The organism is Mycobacterium paraintracellulare, from assembly GCF_000276825.1.
In the GTDB taxonomy this organism is placed as follows: Bacteria; Actinomycetota; Actinomycetes; order Mycobacteriales; family Mycobacteriaceae; genus Mycobacterium; species Mycobacterium intracellulare.
Map to the genome: position 1 here is coordinate 913,271 of NC_016948.1, position 16,711 is coordinate 929,981.

14 protein-coding genes and 1 tRNA gene are annotated in these 16,711 nt (G+C 66.5%); 6 read left to right on the forward strand and 9 right to left on the reverse strand.

Annotated elements, in window-relative coordinates; genetic code table 11:
• Positions 1 to 7: 7 nt before the first annotated feature.
• The 7 genes from OCQ_RS25785 to OCQ_RS04610 all read right to left on the reverse strand — a co-directional run bounded on the left by OCQ_RS25785 (position 8) and on the right by OCQ_RS04610 (position 5,789).
• On the reverse strand, positions 8 to 400 hold the full coding sequence (locus tag OCQ_RS25785; RefSeq protein ID WP_080552569.1) for a hypothetical protein: 393 nt from the start codon (positions 398 to 400) through the stop codon (positions 8 to 10).
• Between the two features lie 140 nt (positions 401 to 540).
• Positions 541 to 613: transfer RNA gene (locus tag OCQ_RS04585), tRNA-Arg, on the reverse strand.
• Positions 614 to 661: 48 nt separating this feature from the next.
• A complete protein-coding gene (locus tag OCQ_RS04590) occupies positions 662 to 1,486 on the reverse strand; it encodes an LLM class F420-dependent oxidoreductase (RefSeq protein ID WP_009953038.1) in 825 nt (274 codons plus the stop codon).
• An 8-nt stretch (positions 1,487 to 1,494) separates the two neighbouring features.
• Positions 1,495 to 2,574 carry a poly-gamma-glutamate hydrolase family protein gene (locus OCQ_RS04595; RefSeq protein WP_041784809.1) on the reverse strand — a complete coding sequence of 360 codons (1,080 nt, stop codon included), beginning with the start codon at positions 2,572 to 2,574 and terminating at the stop codon, positions 1,495 to 1,497.
• A complete protein-coding gene (locus OCQ_RS04600; protein WP_008253939.1) occupies positions 2,575 to 3,801 on the reverse strand; it encodes an Nramp family divalent metal transporter in 1,227 nt (408 codons plus the stop codon).
• A 95-nt stretch (positions 3,802 to 3,896) separates the two neighbouring features.
• Entirely contained in the window at positions 3,897 to 4,973 is a 1,077-nt protein-coding gene (locus OCQ_RS04605; RefSeq protein ID WP_014383902.1) for an NAD(P)H-dependent amine dehydrogenase family protein, read from the reverse strand.
• Positions 4,974 to 4,997: 24 nt separating this feature from the next.
• Complete coding sequence (locus OCQ_RS04610; protein WP_014383903.1) at positions 4,998 to 5,789, reverse strand: SDR family oxidoreductase; 792 nt, start codon at positions 5,787 to 5,789, stop codon at positions 4,998 to 5,000.
• 238 nt (positions 5,790 to 6,027) lie between these two features.
• Here OCQ_RS04610 and pstS (OCQ_RS04615) point away from each other — a divergent pair, with 238 nt between their 5' ends.
• The 4 genes from pstS (OCQ_RS04615) to pstA all read left to right on the forward strand — a co-directional run bounded on the left by pstS (OCQ_RS04615) (position 6,028) and on the right by pstA (position 10,456).
• Positions 6,028 to 7,134, forward strand: a complete 1,107-nt coding sequence (pstS, locus tag OCQ_RS04615; protein WP_139826546.1) for a phosphate ABC transporter substrate-binding protein PstS — start codon at positions 6,028 to 6,030, stop codon at positions 7,132 to 7,134.
• A gap of 253 nt (positions 7,135 to 7,387) precedes the next feature.
• Complete coding sequence (gene pstS / locus OCQ_RS04620) at positions 7,388 to 8,500, forward strand: phosphate ABC transporter substrate-binding protein PstS (RefSeq protein ID WP_009953045.1); 1,113 nt, start codon at positions 7,388 to 7,390, stop codon at positions 8,498 to 8,500.
• Positions 8,501 to 8,506: 6 nt separating this feature from the next.
• Positions 8,507 to 9,505 (forward strand): phosphate ABC transporter permease subunit PstC, encoded by a 999-nt coding sequence (gene pstC / locus OCQ_RS04625; protein WP_014379265.1) that lies wholly within the window; start codon positions 8,507 to 8,509, stop codon positions 9,503 to 9,505.
• Between the two features lie 48 nt (positions 9,506 to 9,553).
• Positions 9,554 to 10,456, forward strand: a complete 903-nt coding sequence (gene pstA, locus OCQ_RS04630; RefSeq protein ID WP_008253952.1) for a phosphate ABC transporter permease PstA — start codon at positions 9,554 to 9,556, stop codon at positions 10,454 to 10,456.
• Between the two features lie 15 nt (positions 10,457 to 10,471).
• Here the strand turns inward: pstA and ku are convergent, their stop codons facing one another.
• Entirely contained in the window at positions 10,472 to 11,401 is a 930-nt protein-coding gene (gene ku / locus OCQ_RS04635) for a non-homologous end joining protein Ku (RefSeq protein ID WP_008253954.1), read from the reverse strand.
• Between the two features lie 154 nt (positions 11,402 to 11,555).
• Positions 11,556 to 12,479 (reverse strand): carbohydrate kinase family protein, encoded by a 924-nt coding sequence (locus OCQ_RS04640; protein ID WP_014383905.1) that lies wholly within the window; start codon positions 12,477 to 12,479, stop codon positions 11,556 to 11,558.
• Between the two features lie 11 nt (positions 12,480 to 12,490).
• Between OCQ_RS04640 and OCQ_RS04645 the strand changes: the two genes are divergently transcribed.
• Together OCQ_RS04645 and OCQ_RS04650 are read left to right on the forward strand one after the other, a co-directional pair.
• Complete coding sequence (locus tag OCQ_RS04645) at positions 12,491 to 14,758, forward strand: ATP-dependent DNA ligase (protein WP_008253977.1); 2,268 nt, start codon at positions 12,491 to 12,493, stop codon at positions 14,756 to 14,758.
• Positions 14,755 to 16,707, forward strand: coding sequence for a fumarylacetoacetate hydrolase family protein (locus OCQ_RS04650; protein WP_008253979.1), 1,953 nt, complete (start codon positions 14,755 to 14,757; stop codon positions 16,705 to 16,707). The genes OCQ_RS04645 and OCQ_RS04650 overlap by 4 nt, the downstream gene beginning before the upstream one ends.
• The last annotated feature ends 4 nt before the right edge of the window (positions 16,708 to 16,711 follow it).

A 16,711-nucleotide genomic window follows, 5' to 3' on the forward strand; every position in this document is an offset into this window, starting at 1 on the left:
CACCGGCTTATCTTGTTGAAGCATTTGCGCGTTGTTGATTGGCCAACGCAGCAAGGCCTAAGCCAAGAAACAGCGCTGCGCCACCCCCGGTAACGAATGCGCCGGCTGGCGGCAAGGTCTGGCGTTGGACGCCGCGGAGTGCTGCAACGATGTCCAGTGCGTCGGTGAGCAGCCCCAATTGCAACGCCCGGGTGCGCAGCTGCTGTGACGGGTCCGTGACCGCGAGCGCCAGAGTCAGTTCGCGAGACCCGAACAACTGAGTAATGAATGGCTGCTGTCTCGCGGAAGCGAGCCCAAACAGACGCGCCGCCCTCGCCGGTACAGCCCATGCGGCGACACCGGTGGCGAATCGCAGTGCGGCGAATGTGGGGATGAGGGCGCTGTTCGGTGCAGTGGTCATAGGAACATCCTCGTCCTCAACTCCCTCATCTAGGGAGTGTCAAGGATCAGCCGAAGTAGCTGTCAAGCATCAGCCGAAACACCGTCAAGCATCACCCGAAGGCGAAACGACATGCATCAACCGACGTCATACAACAAAAGTGCCCCCGGCAGGATTCGAACCTGCGACACCGGCTTTAGGAGAGCCGTGCTCTATCCCCTGAGCTACGAGGGCGGACGGCCTGAGCTTACCGGGCTGGATCAAAAGCCGAGGGCCACGGCGTCAGCGCAGTTCGGCGATCACCTTCGAGAAGTTCTCGATGTTGTTGTCCTGCACGGTGAAGGATGAGACACCGTACTTGTCGCGGTACGCGATCAACGTCTCGGCGATTTCGCGGGGGGAACCGCTGAGCACCGAGGGCTGGGACAGGATCTCCTCATCGGACAGGTCCGGCGCGTAGCTGCGGGTCAGCTTCAGGTCCGGCTCGGTCTCGCCGACCCGCGGCATCGCCGTGATCGCCAGATTCAGCTCCAGGGCGTCGAAGCGATCCCCCGCGGCGTTGCGGACGAAATCGACACGTTCGGCGAACGGGTCCTCGACCGCGCGCACCTTGGAGCCGGTCAGGCCGATGATGTCGGCGTTGCGGGCGGCGATGGTCAGCACCCGGTCGCCGTTGCCGGCGATGATGAGCGGCGTCGACGGGTGGTGTTCCTTCAGGTACTTCGTCATGTGTTCGAGGTAGTCGACGCGGGCACCGGCGCTGGGATAGGGGATCTCGGCGGCTTCGAACTCTTCGCGGACGTAGCCGGTGCCCAGCCCGATTTCGAGGCGGCCGTCGCTGAGCAGATCGAGGGCCTGCATGTCCCGGCTGAGCAGGGCCGGCTTGTAGAAGGCGGAGTTGAGCACATACATGCTCAGCTTCAGCGTGGTGGTGACCATCGCGACCGCGGTCAGCGTCGGGAAGGGCGCCGCCGCGCCCAAATGGTCCGGCACACAAAGAATGTCGAAACCGGCGTCTTCAGCCCGCTTGGCCTTGTCGAGCAGCGCCTCGCGGGACTTAAAGAACCGCATGCTCATTCCGAAGCGAAAATCCTTGGCCACCAACAACCTCCGTTTTAGCGATCCGACGACATAGACCAACGACGAGCGGCCTCGGCCAGCCCTTGGATCAGCGCGCTGGTGACCGACGACAAACCGTCATCGCCGGGCAGCGGGCTGCGCGGGCTGATCCCGCGGACCCGCGCCGAGAGCTCCAGCTGGGTTCCGCCCTGACGCACCCGGTTCACCGGGTTCCGCGGGTGCAGCCCGCGCAATTCCGGTGGCACGTCGTCGAGGTCGGTGATGACCTGATAGCCGGTCAGCCGGATGTGGCGGGCCAAATGGGCAGCCAGCTCCCGGTTGCGACCACCGGCCAGCAGCTGTGTGCTGCGCCCGTCGCGGCCATAGCCGTGCAGCGACACCGCGACGTCGACATGGTCGAGGAAAGCGGCGAGCCGTGGCGACTCGGCCGGATCGAACAGGGCCGACGGCAGGTGATGCGGGTAGTGGTCGGGATGACGCACCACATAGACGGACGCACCGGCGGCCTCGGCGGCGCGCTCGGCGATCACGTCGGTCATCTCTTCCAGTCCGCCGCCGTGGATCGCCAAAAATCCGAAACGCGAACGCAATTGGCAGCTCTCGGCCACCCCGGGCTCGCTCAGCAACGCCGAAAACGACTGCGGCCCAGGCCCGCACGCCGCCGACGATTTCGGGCGCGGCCAGCCGGCCGGATCCCAGCGGCGCAAGAACTCGAGCCAGCGTGGGGGCAGCCCGTGCTGCGCGGCACCGTCGATGATGGTGGGCAGGTAGCCCGGGCGGGGAGGGCCCGGCGTCACCCGGTGGTCGATGTAGACCCAGGCCGGTGACGGCCCGTCGTCGGTGTGCACGGTCAGCCGGTCGCGCCGGTAGCGCACCGGCACACCCTCGGCGCTGTCCAAGGTCGCCAGGTCGCCGTCGGAGATCTGCCAGAGCACCCCATGCACCTGGTTTCCGGCCAACGGCTCGACGGTGGCCACGCCTCGCTGGTTGATCAGCCAGTCGTGGTCGGCGAGGACCGCGGGGCGCGGATCGGCGGCGTCGGGACAGCGGCGCGCCATCTGCCGTACGCATAGGTTCGAGCCGTATGCGAAGTACAGATGACGCAGGGCCGGCATTCAGCCGGTCACCGTCAGCCAGACGAGCACCATGTTAAGCAGACTAATCAATATGCCGACGCCCCAGCCAAGAATCGTCGTGATGCGGTGGTTGGCGTCGTCGCCCATCAGCTCGCGGTTGCTCGTCAGCTTGATCAGAGGCAGCACCGCAAACGGAATGCCGAACGACAGCACCACCTGGGACAGCACCAACGCGCGGGTGGGGTCGAACCCGACCGCCAGGATCACCAGGGCGGGGCACAGGGTGATCAGGCGGCGCGCCACCATCGGGATCGACCGGTGCAGCAGCCCCTGCATGATCATGGCGCCGGCGTAGGCGCCCACCGACGAGGACGCCAGCCCGGACGCGAGGAGACCGATCGCGAACAGCACCGCGATGGTCGCCCCCAGCGTGTTGTGGATGGCGGAATAGGCGCCCTCGATGGAGGCGCTCACGTTGCGGTCCTGCAGGTTGATCGCGGCGACCAGCAGCATGGCGGCGTTCACCGTGCCGGCCACCGCCATCGCCAGGACGACGTCCCAGCGGGTGATCCGCAGCAGCAGGCGGCGATGCGACCCATGGTCGGGATGCCCGTGCCGGTCTAGCACCAGACCCGAATGCATGTACACCGCATGCGGCATCACGGTGGCCCCCAGGATCGCGGCGGCCAGCAGCACACTCTCGGTGCCGCGGAACCTCGGCACCAGGCCGCCCAGCACGTCGTGGGGCGGCGCGGTCTTGACGAAGAAGCTCGCCGCGAACCCGATCGCGATGACCAGCAGCAAGCCGGTGATGACCCGCTCGAAGATGATCTGTCCGCGCCGATCCTGAATGCCCAGCAACAGCAAGGCCACCACGCCGGTGATGAGCCCGCCGACCATCAGCGGCAAGCCGAACAGGATGTGTAGGGCGATGGCCCCGCCGACGACTTCGGCGGCGTCGGTGGCGATCGCCACGAGTTCGGCCTGCGCCCAATACACCAGCCGCAGTGGGCTGCTCATCCGCTTGCCCAGAGCGGCCGGCAACGATCGCCCGGTGACCAGCCCGAGCTTGGCCGACAGGTACTGCACCAGGCCCGCGAGGACGTTGGCCGCGACGATCACCCACAACAGCAGGTAGCCGTACTGTGAGCCGGCGCTGACGTTGGCCGCGACGTTTCCGGGGTCGACGTAGGCGATCGCGGCGACGAACGCGGGCCCGAGCAGATACCAGTTGCCCTTGAGCGAGCCCTGGGTGCGCTGCGCCAACGTGACCTCGATTCACTTCACCGAATAAGAAAGTGAGGTTAGTCGAACATCCCGTCGGGCTGCCCAGCGGCCGCGGTGTTTCGTGCCGTCCAGGCTCAGGCCGGACGGTAGAGCCCCTTGCCGGTGATCAGCGGCAAGTCGAGCGTGGTGACGATTCCCGGATCGGCGGCCACCACCGCGGGAATCGCGTTGACGACTCGCATCGCGGTGGCCACCAGCCCGGCGTGGTTGTGATCGCCCTTGCGGCTGCTCAGGCAGATGTCCATGGCGTACGACGGCTCGCCGGTGACCTCGATGCGGTAGGAGCCACCCTCCTGTGCGGGTTGCGGCCAGTCCGGGCACAGGTCCTCGCGCAGCCGGGTGACGTGTTCGAGGACGACGACGGGATCGCCGTTGACCATGCCGAACACCTCGAAGCGCAGCGCCGCGGCGGTGCCCTTGGCGATATGGCCCGAGGCGATGTCGAAGTCCTCCGGGGCGGGTACGCGCACGTGCGACTGGGTGACCTCGTCGAGCGAAATGCCAAGGCCCGCCGCCATTTGCCGGATCACCGAGCCCCACGCCAGGCTGAGCACACCGGGCTGCAGCAACATGGGAATTTCGTCGAGTGGCTTGCCGAATCCCATGACGTCGAACATGACCGCCGCACTGTCATAGGTGGCGTAGTCGACGATCTCCATGCACCGGATCTGCTGGATGCTCTGGCAGGTGCCGGCCAGCGCCAGGGGCAGCAGGTCGTTGGCGAAGCCCGGGTCGATGCCGTTGACGTAGAGGCTTGAATTGCCTTCGCGCGCTGCGTCTTCCAGCGGCTTGATCAGCTCCTCGGGGATCACCTGCCACGGATACTGCAAGAAGACGGGGCCGCTGCCGACGATATTGATCCCGGCCGCCAGCACGCGCCGGTAATCCTCGAGCGCCTCGGGCAACCGGTTGTCGGCCAGCGCGTTGTACACCGCGCACTGCGGCCCGGTGGCGAGCACGGCGTCCAGGTCGGTGCTGGCGAGCACCCCCGTCGCCTCCGCAAGCCCGGCGAGCTCGGCGGCGTCCTTGCCCGCCTTGGCGTCGGACGACACCCACACGCCTTTCAGGTCGAACTCCGGATTGGTGATGAGCGCGCGCAGCGCGTGGATACCGACGTTGCCGGTGCCCAGTTGGACGACGGGGATGGGCATGACGTGCTCCTTAGCGGTCGTGGGTCACAGGTCCGGGACGGGGATGTCGAGATTGGGGAAGGTGAGGCCGCCGTCGACCTCGAGGGTCTTGCCGGTCAGGAAGTTGCCGGCGGGAGACGCCAAATAGACTGCCGCAGCGGCAATGTCGACCGGATCGCCCAGCCGGCGCATCGGGGTGGCCTTCTCCATCGGCGACCGCAGCTCGTCGTTGGAGGCAACCACGTCCAGCGCGGAGGTGAGGATCGATCCCGGCGCGATCGCGTTGACCCGAATCCGTGGGCACAGGTCCAGGGCGGTCAGCCGGGTGTAATGGGACAGCGCGGCCTTGGCGGTGCCGTAGGCCGCGAAGCCACGTCCGGCCAGCCGGCCCATGGTCGAGGTGATGTTGATGATGCTGCCGCCGCCGGAGTGCTCGAGCATCAACGGCACCGCAGCCAGTGTGAGCGCGTGGGCGGTGCCGACGTTGAAGGTGAAGGCGTCTTTGAGATCCTTCGTCGAGGTCGTCAACAACGTGTTGGGCATGGATCCCCCGACGTTGTTGACGACGATGTCTAGTTTCCCGAATGCCTCGACGGCCTGGCCGGCCAGCTCGGCGGTGGATTCCGGATGCGCCAGGTCGGCGGCCACGACGTGGGCGCGGCGCCCGGCGGCGCGGACCTGTTCGGCGACGGCCTCTAGTTGGGATTCAGTTCGCGAGGCGATGAGGACGTCGGCGCCTGCCTCGGCGAACGCCAGCGCGATGGCCGCCCCGAGGCCGCGGCCTGCACCGGTGATGACGGCGACTTTGTCGTCGAGACGGAACCTGTCAAGGATCATGGCGGCCTCTCTTCGTTTCGGTGTCAGGCGACACGGTAGCAAGCCGCGGCGGCGCGGATAAGGCATTTCTAGAACAAGTTCTATTTTTCTATCCGGGGCGGGTTCCGATGCGGCGGTCGGGGCGGCGGCCCGGCGCCGGTGACGTTGCGCGCGTTGCCACACCATTTGCCCGTCGTTCACCTTGGTGCGGTTAGCTCGGTGACGCCGATCTTTGTGGTCCTTACCGTGAGGAAGAGACTTGGGACGCAACCGTTTTGGTGCTGTGCTGGGCCTCCTGACAGCCGGTGCGCTGGTGTTGTCGGGATGCGGATTCCACGACAGCACGGCCCGGGGAACCGGGGCGGGCGCGTCGGGCGTGGTCAATTGCGGTGGCAAGCAGGCCCTGACGGCGGCGGGCTCGAGCGCCCAGGCCAACGCGATGACCCGATTCTCCGGCGCCTTCGAGCACGCTTGCCCCGGTCAGACGCTGAATTACACACCCAATGGCTCCGGCGCGGGAATCGGCCAATTCACCGGAAACCAAATCGATTTCGCGGGTTCGGATTCACCGTTGGCCCCGATCGAATACTTCGCGGCGCAGACCCGATGCGGTTCGCCGGCGTGGAATCTGCCCGTGGTCTTCGGCCCGATCGCGATCACCTACAACGTCAGGGGCGTCAGCTCGCTGATCCTCGACGGGCCCACCGCCGCCAAAATCTTCAAGGGCGCCATCACTGCCTGGGACGACCCGGCGATCGCAGCGCTGAACCCGGGTACCGCGCTGCCTGCCGAGCCCATCCGTGTCGTGTTCCGCGGCGACGAGTCCGGCACCACCGACAATTTCCAGAAATACCTGGACTCCGCGTCCGACGGCGTGTGGGACAAGGGCATCGGCAAGACGTTCCACGGTGGGGTCGGGCAGGACGCCGACGGCAACGGCGGTACGTCGGCGGCCGTCCGGGCGACCGAAGGATCGGTCACCTACAACGAATGGTCGTTCGGTCTGGCGCAGAAGCTGACGATGGCCAGGATCGTCACCTCGGCCGGGCCCGAGGCGGTGGGCATCAGCGCCGGATCGGTCGGGAAAACGATCTCCGGTGCCACCCTCACCGGGCAGGGCAACGACTTGGTGGTGGACACCTTCTCGTTCTACAAGCCGACCCGGCCCGGTTCCTACCCGATCGTGTTGGCGACCTACGAGATCGTGTGTTCGAAGTATCCCGACCCGCAGGTCGGCGCGGCCGTGAAGGCGTTCCTGCAAAGCACCATCGGTGCCGGCCAGAATGGCTTGGCGGACAACGGGTATATCCCGGTGCCGGAGTCGTTCAAGTCCCGGCTGTCGGATGCGATCAACGCCATCGCGTGATGTCAGCAACCAGTCGGCGGCGCCTCGGAGGGCCGGGTGGGGCCTTTGCTGACGAACACCGGCCAGGCGACGTCGCGGTGTGCTGCGGCCGACGTCGCGACGGCCCGCCGACGCGTTCAGCGGTGATCGCCGAAAAGTTTGCTCAACGTTCAATTGTTACTGTTACGTTCGTGGCCGCGATACCGGCTGGTCGGCGCGCTACGGCTAACTGACCGGCCGCGATCATGTTTCATCCCTACCGTGAGGAAGCGAATTGAAACTCAACCGATTTGGCGCCGTGCTGAGTGCCTTGAGCGTTACTGCGCTGGCGTTGTCGGGGTGCGGCAGCGACAACAACGGGTCCGGCGCCAGTGGGCCGACCGGCTCGTCGTCGGGCAAGGTGAATTGTGGCGGGAAGAAGGCCCTCAAGGCCAGCGGGTCGACGGCCCAGGCCAACGCGATGACCCGCTTTGTGAACGCGTTCGAGCAGGCCTGCCCCGGCCAGACGCTGAACTACACGGCCAACGGATCCGGTGCGGGAATCAGCGAATTCAACGGCAACCAAACGGATTTCGGTGGTTCTGACTCGCCGCTGGCGGCCAACGAATACGCCGCCGCGCAGCAGCGGTGCGGTTCGCCGGCCTGGAACCTGCCGGTCGTTTTCGGCCCGATCGCCATCACCTACAACGTGACGGGCCTGAACTCGCTCAGCCTCGACGGCCCCACGGCCGCCAAGATCTTCAACGGCTCGATCACGACGTGGAACGACCCCGCGATTCAGGCCCTCAACCCCGGTGCCACGTTGCCCGACGTGCCGATTCACGTCGTCTTCCGCAACGACGAGTCCGGCACCACCGACAATTTCCAGAAATATCTCGACGCCGCCGCGGACGGGGCATGGGGCAAGGGCGCCGGAAAGACCTTCAAGGGCGGCGTCGGTGAGGGAGCCAAGGGCAACGACGGCACGTCGGCGGCGATCAAGGCCACCGAGGGATCCATCACCTATAACGAATGGTCGTTTGCCCAGGCACAGAAACTGAACATGGCCAAGATCATCACCTCGGCCGGCCCGGACGCGGTGTCGATCAGCGCCGAATCGGTGGGCAAGACGATTGCTGGGGCCAAAATCTCCGGCCAAGGTAACGACCTGGTGCTCGACACGCTGTCGTTCTACAAACCCAAGCAGGCCGGTTCCTACCCGATCGTGCTGGCGACCTACGAGATCGTGTGCTCGAAGTACCCCGACTCCGGGGTCGGTGCGGCGGTGAAGGGATTCCTGCAAAGCACCATCGGCGCCGGGCAAAATGGCCTGGCCGACAATGGCTACATTCCGATCCCCGACGCGTTCAAGGCGAGGCTGTCTTCTTCGATCAACGCCATCACATAACCTGAGGTGGTCGTGACACGAGGAACAGCAACCAGCCCGTCGACCGCGGAAAAACCGGCATCAACGGCGCTGAATGCACGCGTGTCGCGGCGGGGCGACCGGATCTTCAAGCTGGTCGCCGCGGCCGCTGGTTCCACGATCGTGGTCGCCATCCTGTTGATCGCGGTGTTCCTGTTGCTGCGCGCCCTGCCGTCGTTGCGCGTCAATCACGCAAACTTCTTCACCAGCGCCGAGTTCAGCACCAGCAACCCCCACAACCTGGCCTTCGGCATCCGTGACCTGCTCATGGTCACGGTGCTCAGTTCGCTCACCGCGCTGGTGCTGTCCGTGCCCATCGCGGTCGGTATCGCCGTGTTCCTCACCCAATACGCGCCGAAGCGGCTGGGGCGCCCGTTCGGCGCGGTGGTGGACCTGCTGGCCGCGGTGCCGTCGATCATCTTCGGGCTCTGGGGAATCTTCGTCCTGGCCCCCCGGCTCGAGCCGGTCGCGGCGTTTCTCAATCGGCACCTCGGATGGTTTTTCCTGTTCAAACAGGGCAACGTGTCGTTGGCCGGCGGCGGCACCATCTTCACCGCCGGCGTCGTGCTCTCGGTGATGATCCTGCCGATCGTCACGTCGGTCTCGCGCGAGGTGTTTCGGCAGACCCCCCACATCCAGATGGAAGCGGCGCAGGCGCTGGGCGCCACCAAGTGGGAGGTGGTGCGGATGACCGTGCTGCCGTTCGGCCGCAGCGGCGTCATCGCCGCCTCGATGCTGGGGTTGGGACGCGCGCTGGGCGAGACCGTGGCTGTGCTGATCATTCTGCGTTCGGCCGCCCGCCCGGGGAATTGGTCGCTGTTCGACGGTGGCTACACGTTTGCCTCCAAGATCGCGTCGGCGGCCGCGGAGTTCAGCGCACCGCTGCCCACCGGGGCGTACATTTCGGCGGGATTCGCCCTGTTCGTGCTGACGTTTATCGTCAACGCGCTGGCCCGCGCGATCGCCGGCGGCAAGGTCAACGGATGACGCGCGCCGCGACGATGCAGAGCGAAGCGATGAGGAGAAGCGGCGCTCATGACGGTTGACGCGCTCGACCGGCCGGTCAAGGCCGAGGTGTTCAGGCCGCTCAGCTTCCGGCGGCGGATCACCAACGGCGCCGCGACGATCTTCTTTCTCACCTCGTTCCTCATCGCGCTGGTGCCGCTGTTCTGGGTGCTGTCGATCGTGGTCGCACGGGGCTGGTACGCCGTGACCCGGTCGGGGTGGTGGACCCACTCGCTGCGCGGCGTGCTGCCCGAACAGTTCCTCGGCGGCGTCTATCACGCGCTGTACGGGACGCTGGTGCAGGCCGGGGTGGCCGCCGTGCTGGCCGTGCCGCTGGGCCTGATGACCGCGGTCTTCCTCGTCGAATACGGTTCTGGCCGCCTGGTGCGGCTGACCACCTTCATGGTCGACGTGCTGGCCGGGGTCCCCTCGATCGTCGCGGCCCTGTTCATCTTCAGCCTCTGGATCGCCACCCTGGGCTTCCAGCAGAGCTCTTTTGCGGTGTCGCTCGCGCTGGTCTTGCTGATGCTGCCGGTGGTGGTGCGCTCCGCCGAGGAAATGCTGCGGCTGGTGCCCGACGACCTGCGCGAGGCCAGCTACGCGCTGGGTGTGCCGAAATGGAAGACCATCGTTTCGATCGTCTTTCCGATCGCGATGCCCGGCATCGTCTCGGGCATCTTGTTGTCCATCGCGCGGGTGATCGGCGAAACCGCGCCGGTGCTGGTGCTGGTCGGCTACAGCAGGTCGATCAACTTCGACATCTTCCACGGCAACATGGCCTCGCTGCCGCTGCTGATCTACACCGAGCTCACCAACCCCGAACACGCCGGATTCCTGCGGATCTGGGGTGCGGCGCTGACGCTCATCATCATGGTCGCCGTGATCAACGTCGTCGCCGCGGCCACCCGATTTCTGGCGACCCGCAAACGCTGACCGAGGCGCGTCGGGTCAGGACTTCGAGGCCGCTTTCTTGGCCGGAGTCTTCTTGGCGGCGGTCTTTTTCGCGGGTGCCTTCTTGGCGGCGGTCTTCTTCGCTGCGCTCTTTTTCGCGAGCGCCTTTTTCTCCGCTGCCTTGCCGTTGCCTCCACCGGAGCGCGCCTTCACGCTGGCCTCCAGCTTGGCCAGCAGATCGGAGACGTCTTCGGTCTCATCCAGCTCCTTGGGCTGCTCCTCGGTGGTAAACGCCTCTCCGCCTTCGAGTTTGGCTTGGACCAGCTCGTGCAGCTGCTCCTGGTAGTCGTCGTGGTAGCGGTCGGGGTTGAACTCCTCGGCCATCGAATCAACCACCTGCCCCGCCATTTTGAGCTCGGCGGGTTTGACCTCAACCTTCTTGTCGAGGATCGGGAAGTCCGGATCACGAATCTCGTCGGGCCACAACAACGTATGGATGACCATCACGTCGCGCTTGCCGAAGTCCTTGACCCGCAACGCCGCCAGCCGGGTCTTGTTGCGCAGCGTGAAGTGCACGATCGCCATCCGGTCCGTCTCCGCAAGCGTCTTGGCCAGCAGCACATAGGATTTCGACGATTTGGAGTCGGGCTCCAAAAAATAGCTGCGGTCGAACAGCATCGGATCCACATCGCTGGCCGGCACGAACTCCAGCACTTCGATCTCGCGGCTGCGTTCCTCGGGCAGCGTGGCGATGTCGTCGTCGGTGATGATGACCATCTGGCCGTCATCGGATTCGTAGGCCCGGGCGATGTCACGGTATTCGACGACTTCGCCGTCCACCTCGCACACGCGCTGGTATCGGATGCGGCCGTTGTCCTTGGCGTGCACCTGGTGGAACTTGATGTCGTGGTCCTGGGTGGCGCTGTACACCTTGACCGGGACGTTCACCAGCCCGAACGCGATGGAACCCTTCCAGATGGAGCGCATGTAAGTCAGTATGCCCACACTGTTCGCTGCCTAACAGCACCCCCGCCGCCGCGCCGCTGTTCAAAAGCCCGCGCCCGTAACGCCACGGCGAGATTGTCCTCGAATTTTCGCCGTGGCGTTACATCCGCGAGCGAAAGGGCCGCGCTCGAAGACACTAGCGGCGACGGTTTGCTTGGGCCCGCAGCGCGGCGCGATCGGGGAGGTCGGCGCCGGACCGCGAGACCGTCACCGCCGACGCCAGGCTGGCGGCTTGTAGTGCCGCCGTGAGCGCGTCGAGCCCGACCCGGCTCAGGGCGGCGCGGCGGTCGGCGCCCAACAGACCCAATTCCCACAGCGCATCGAGCAAACCGGCCATGAAGGCGTCGCCGGCACCGACGGTGTCGACCACCCGGACCGGCCTGGCCGCCACCCGGACATCGCCGGCCGCGCAGAACGCCACGGCGCCCCGGGCGCCCAGCGTCAGGACGACGATCGCGGGTCCCGACGCCAGCCACCCCCGGGCCGTGCGCTGCGGCTCGCGGTCGGGATCGATCCACTTCAAGTCCTCGTCACTGACCTTGACGATGTCGCTGCGCTCGACCAGGTGTGCGATGCGGGCCTGCGCGGCGTCACGGTCGGGAATCAGCGACGGTCGCACGTTGGGATCGAAGCTCACGGTGGCCGAGACGCGGTAAGCCTCGAGCAGCGCGGCGACCGCCAGGCACCCCGGTTCGCGCACGGCGGCGATCGACCCGGTGTGCACCAGCAGCGGCGGTGCCACCTCGGGCGTACCGGAAAGCCGCCATTGCAGATCGAATGTGTAAGCGGCCGAGCCGTCGTCGGCGATCGTCGCGACCGCGGCCGGCGTGCGTTCGGCCGAGACACTTCCCGGAACGAGTTGCACACCAGAGGATTTCAGGTCCGCGGCGATGCGCTGGCCGGATTCGTCGTCCGCGATATGGGTCAAGAAGTCGACGTGACGACCCAGCCGGGCCAGCCCGACCGCGACGTTGAGGGGGCTGCCGCCGACGTGCTCGACGGCGCCGCGCCGTTCGACCCTGTCGATCAGCGCTTCACCGATGACCAGCGCGCCGCCCATAGACTCAGAGTATGAGTCCGACGGCGGGGCCACGGGTCAAGCTGACCAACGCCGAAAAAGTGCTGTATCCCGCCACCGGAACCACCAAGAGCGACATCTTCGACTACTACACGCGGATCGCCGAGGTGATGATCCCGCACATCGCCGGGCGTCCGGCCACGCGCAAACGCTGGCCCAACGGCGTCGAACAGGAATCCTTCTTCGAGAAGCAACTCGCCGCGTCGGCACCCGACTGGCTGCCGCGCGCCAGCGTGACCCATCGATCCGGAACGACGACCTATCCGATCATCGACGACCCCACCGGCCTGGCCTGGATCGCCCAACAGGCGGCGTTGGAGGTTCACGTTCCGCAGTGGCGGTTCGTCGCCGAGTGGACCCGCAGCCGGGCCGAAGAACTCAAGCCCGGGCCGGCGACGCGATTGGTGTTCGACCTCGACCCCGGCGAAGGCGTGACGATGGCGCAGATGTCCAAGGTGGCGCGCGCCGTGCGCGACCTGATCGCCGGGATCGGGCTGAGAACCTTCCCGCTCACCAGCGGCAGCAAGGGACTGCATCTGTATGCGCCGCTCGACGAGCCGGTGAGCAGCAAAGGCGCCACGGTGTTAGCCAAACGCGTTGCGCAACAGCTGGAAAAGACGATGCCCAAGCTTGTCACGTCGACCATGACCAAGAGCCTGCGGGCGGGGAAGATCTTTTTGGACTGGAGCCAGAACAACGGCTCCAAGACGACCATCGCACCGTATTCCCTGCGCGGACGCGAACATCCCACCGTCGCGGCGCCGCGCACCTGGGACGAACTCGACGACCCGTCGCTGCGCCAGCTGCGGTATGACGAAGTGCTGTCCCGGGTCGCGCGCGACGGCGACCTGCTTGCAGAGCTGGACGAGGACGCTCCGGTGCCGGATCGGTTGACCAAGTACCGCAGCATGCGCGACGCGTCGAAAACCCCCGAGCCGGTTCCGGCGGCGAAACCCGCTGTCGGCCAAGGAAATACCTTCGTCATCCAGGAACACCACGCGCGACGCCTGCACTACGACTTCCGGCTGGAGCGCGACGGCGTGCTGGTGTCCTGGGCGGTGCCCAAAAACCTGCCCGAAACCACGTCGGTGAACCACCTGGCGGTCCACACCGAGGACCATCCGCTGGAATACGGCGGGTTCGAAGGCGTCATCCCCAAGGGCGAATACGGCGCGGGCAAGGTGATCATCTGGGACTCCGGAACCTACGACGCCGAAAAGTTCCTTGACGACGAGGTCATCGTCAACCTGCACGGCAGCAAGATCTCCGGACGCTACGCGCTGATTCAAACCAATGGCGACCAGTGGTTGGCACATCGGATGAAGGACCAGAAGGTCTTCGAGTTCGACACCATCGCACCCATGCTGGCCACCCACGGTTCGGTGACGGCCCTGAAGGCAGGTCAGTGGGCGTTCGAGGGCAAATGGGACGGTTACCGGCTTCTGATCGAGGCCGACCACGGTGCCTTTCGGGTGCGGTCGCGACGCGGTCGCGAAGTCACCCAGGAATACCGCGAACTGCGTTGGCTGGCAGACGATCTCGCCGACCATCACGTGGTGCTCGACGGGGAGGCCGTCGTCCTGGACTCCTCCGGGGTGCCCAACTTTCACGAGATGCAAAACCGTGGACGGGGCTCACGGGTCGAATTCTGGGCGTTCGACCTGCTCTACCTCGACGGCCGCTCGTTGCTGCGGGCCCGCTACCGGGATCGGCGAAAACTGCTGGAAATGTTGGCCGCCGGCAGCAGGCTCATCGTCCCCGACCTACTGCCCGGCGACGGCAGGGAGGCGCTGGAGCACTCCGCGGAGCGCGGTTGGGAGGGGGTGATCGCCAAGAAGCGCGACTCCACCTATCAGCCGGGCCGCCGCTCGTCGTCGTGGATCAAGGACAAGCACTGGAACACCCAGGAAGTCGTCATCGGCGGTTGGAAAGCCGGGGAAGGCGGACGCAGCAGCGGCATCGGCTCACTGCTGATGGGTATCCCAACCGCGGGCGGACTGCACTTCGCCGGGCGCGTCGGCACCGGGTTCACCGACCGCGACCTGGCAAACTTGAAGAAGACGCTGGCACCGCTGCACACCGACGAATCCCCCTTTGACCCACCGCTTCCCAGGAGCGAAGCGCGCGGCGTGACGTATGTGCGGCCGGAGCTGGTCGGGGAGGTGCGCTACAGCGAGTGGACCCCGGATGACCGGTTACGCCAATCGAGTTGGCGCGGACTACGACCGGACAAGGAGGCGAGTGAGGTGGTGCGCGAGTGAAATGGGTTACCTATCAAGATGTTTCGGGCGCAGAACACGTCGGCGTGGTCTCGGGCGACACGATCTATGCGATGCCACCGGGCGTGACGCTGCTCGATCTCGTCGCCCGCGGTTCCGAGGGATTGCGGCAGGCGGGGCAGGATGCGCAGCGATCCCCGGCGGCGGTGGCACCGCTGGCGGAGGTGCGATTGCTGGCGCCGATTCCACGCCCGCCGTCCATCCGTGATTCCCTGTGCTTCCTCGACCACATGCGCAACTGCCAGGCCGCGCTGGGCGCCGGGCGCACCCTCGGCGACTCCTGGTACCGCATACCGGCCTTCTACTTCGCCTGCCCGGCAACCGTTTTGGGTCCGTACGACGACGCCCCCACGGCGCCCGGAAGCGCGTGGCAGGACTTCGAATTGGAGATCGCTGCCGTGATCGGGACCGGGGGCAAAGATCTCACGGTCGAAGAGGCGGAGCAGGCGATCATCGGCTACACCATCTTCAACGACTGGTCCGCCCGCGATCTGCAGCAGATGGAGAGCCAACTGGGGATCGGGCAAGGCAAGGGCAAAGACAGCGGGGTCACGTTGGGCCCGTACCTGGTGACCCCCGACGAGCTCGAACCGTATCGCCACCCCTCCTATCCGGGCAGATTGGACCTGCGGGTCACCGCCCTGGTCAACGACGTCGTCATCGGTTCCGGGTCGACCGCCCAGATGGACTGGACCTTCGGCGAGGTCATCTCCTATGCCTCGCGCGGCGTCACCCTCTCGCCCGGCGACGTCATCGGCTCCGGGACCGTGCCGACCTGCACGCTGGTCGAGCACCTCAATCCGGCGGCCCTGGAATCGTTTCCGGGCTGGCTGCACGACGGCGACATCGTCACGCTCCAGGTCGAAGGGCTGGGAGAGACCCGGCAAACCGTGCGGGCCAGCGGTGCCCCGCACCCGCTGGCGGTGCGGCCGAATCCGGACGCCGCTCCCGCCCCGCCGCGAGTCAACCCGGCCCGCGCGCGGGTGCCCTACACCCGCGGGCTGCACGAGGTCGGCGGCCGGGTGTGGGCCTGGACCCTGCCCGACGGCGGCTACGGATGGAGCAACGCCGGGCTGATCGCCGGCGACGGGGCGTCGCTGCTGGTGGACACCTTGTTCGACCTGGCGTTGACCCGCGAAATGCTCACCGCGATGCGGCCGCTCACCGCGTCCGCGCCGATCACCGACGCGGTGATCACGCACTCCAACGGGGACCACACACACGGCAACCAACTGCTCGATCCCTCGGTGCGCATCATCGCCGCGCGCGGCACCGCCGAGGAAATCGAACATGGGATGGCCCCGGAGATGCTCGCCATGGCGCAGACCGCCAACCTCGGGCCGGTCGCCACGCCGTACACACGAGAACGCTTCGGGCACTTCGACTTCAGCAACATCAAGCTGCGCAATGCGGATCAGACGTTCGAGCGCAACCTTGCCGTCGAGGTAGGTGGGCGGCGCATCGATGTGCTGAATCTGGGTCCCGCGCACACCGCCGCCGACTCGGTGGTGCATGTACCGGACGCGGGGGTGTTGTTCGGCGGCGACCTGTTGTTCATCGGCTGCACGCCCATCGTGTGGGCCGGCCCGATCGCCAACTGGGTCGCCGCCTGTGACGCGATGATCGCGCTGGACGCGCCGACGGTGGTACCCGGCCACGGCCCGGTCACCGATCCGGATGGGATCCGTGCTGTGCGTGGCTATCTCATGCATGTCGCCGAACAGGCCGAGGCCGCCTACCACAAGGGGCTGTCGTGGGCGGAGGCCGCCGACACCATTGATCTCGGTGAGTACGCGTCCTGGCTGGACGCCGAGCGCGTCGTCGTCAACGTCTATCAGCGCTACCGCGAACTCGACCCGCAGACACCGCAATTGGAGGTCATGGGCCTGCTCGTGATGCAGGCTGAGTGGCTGGCCAAACGGGCGGTGTGACGCT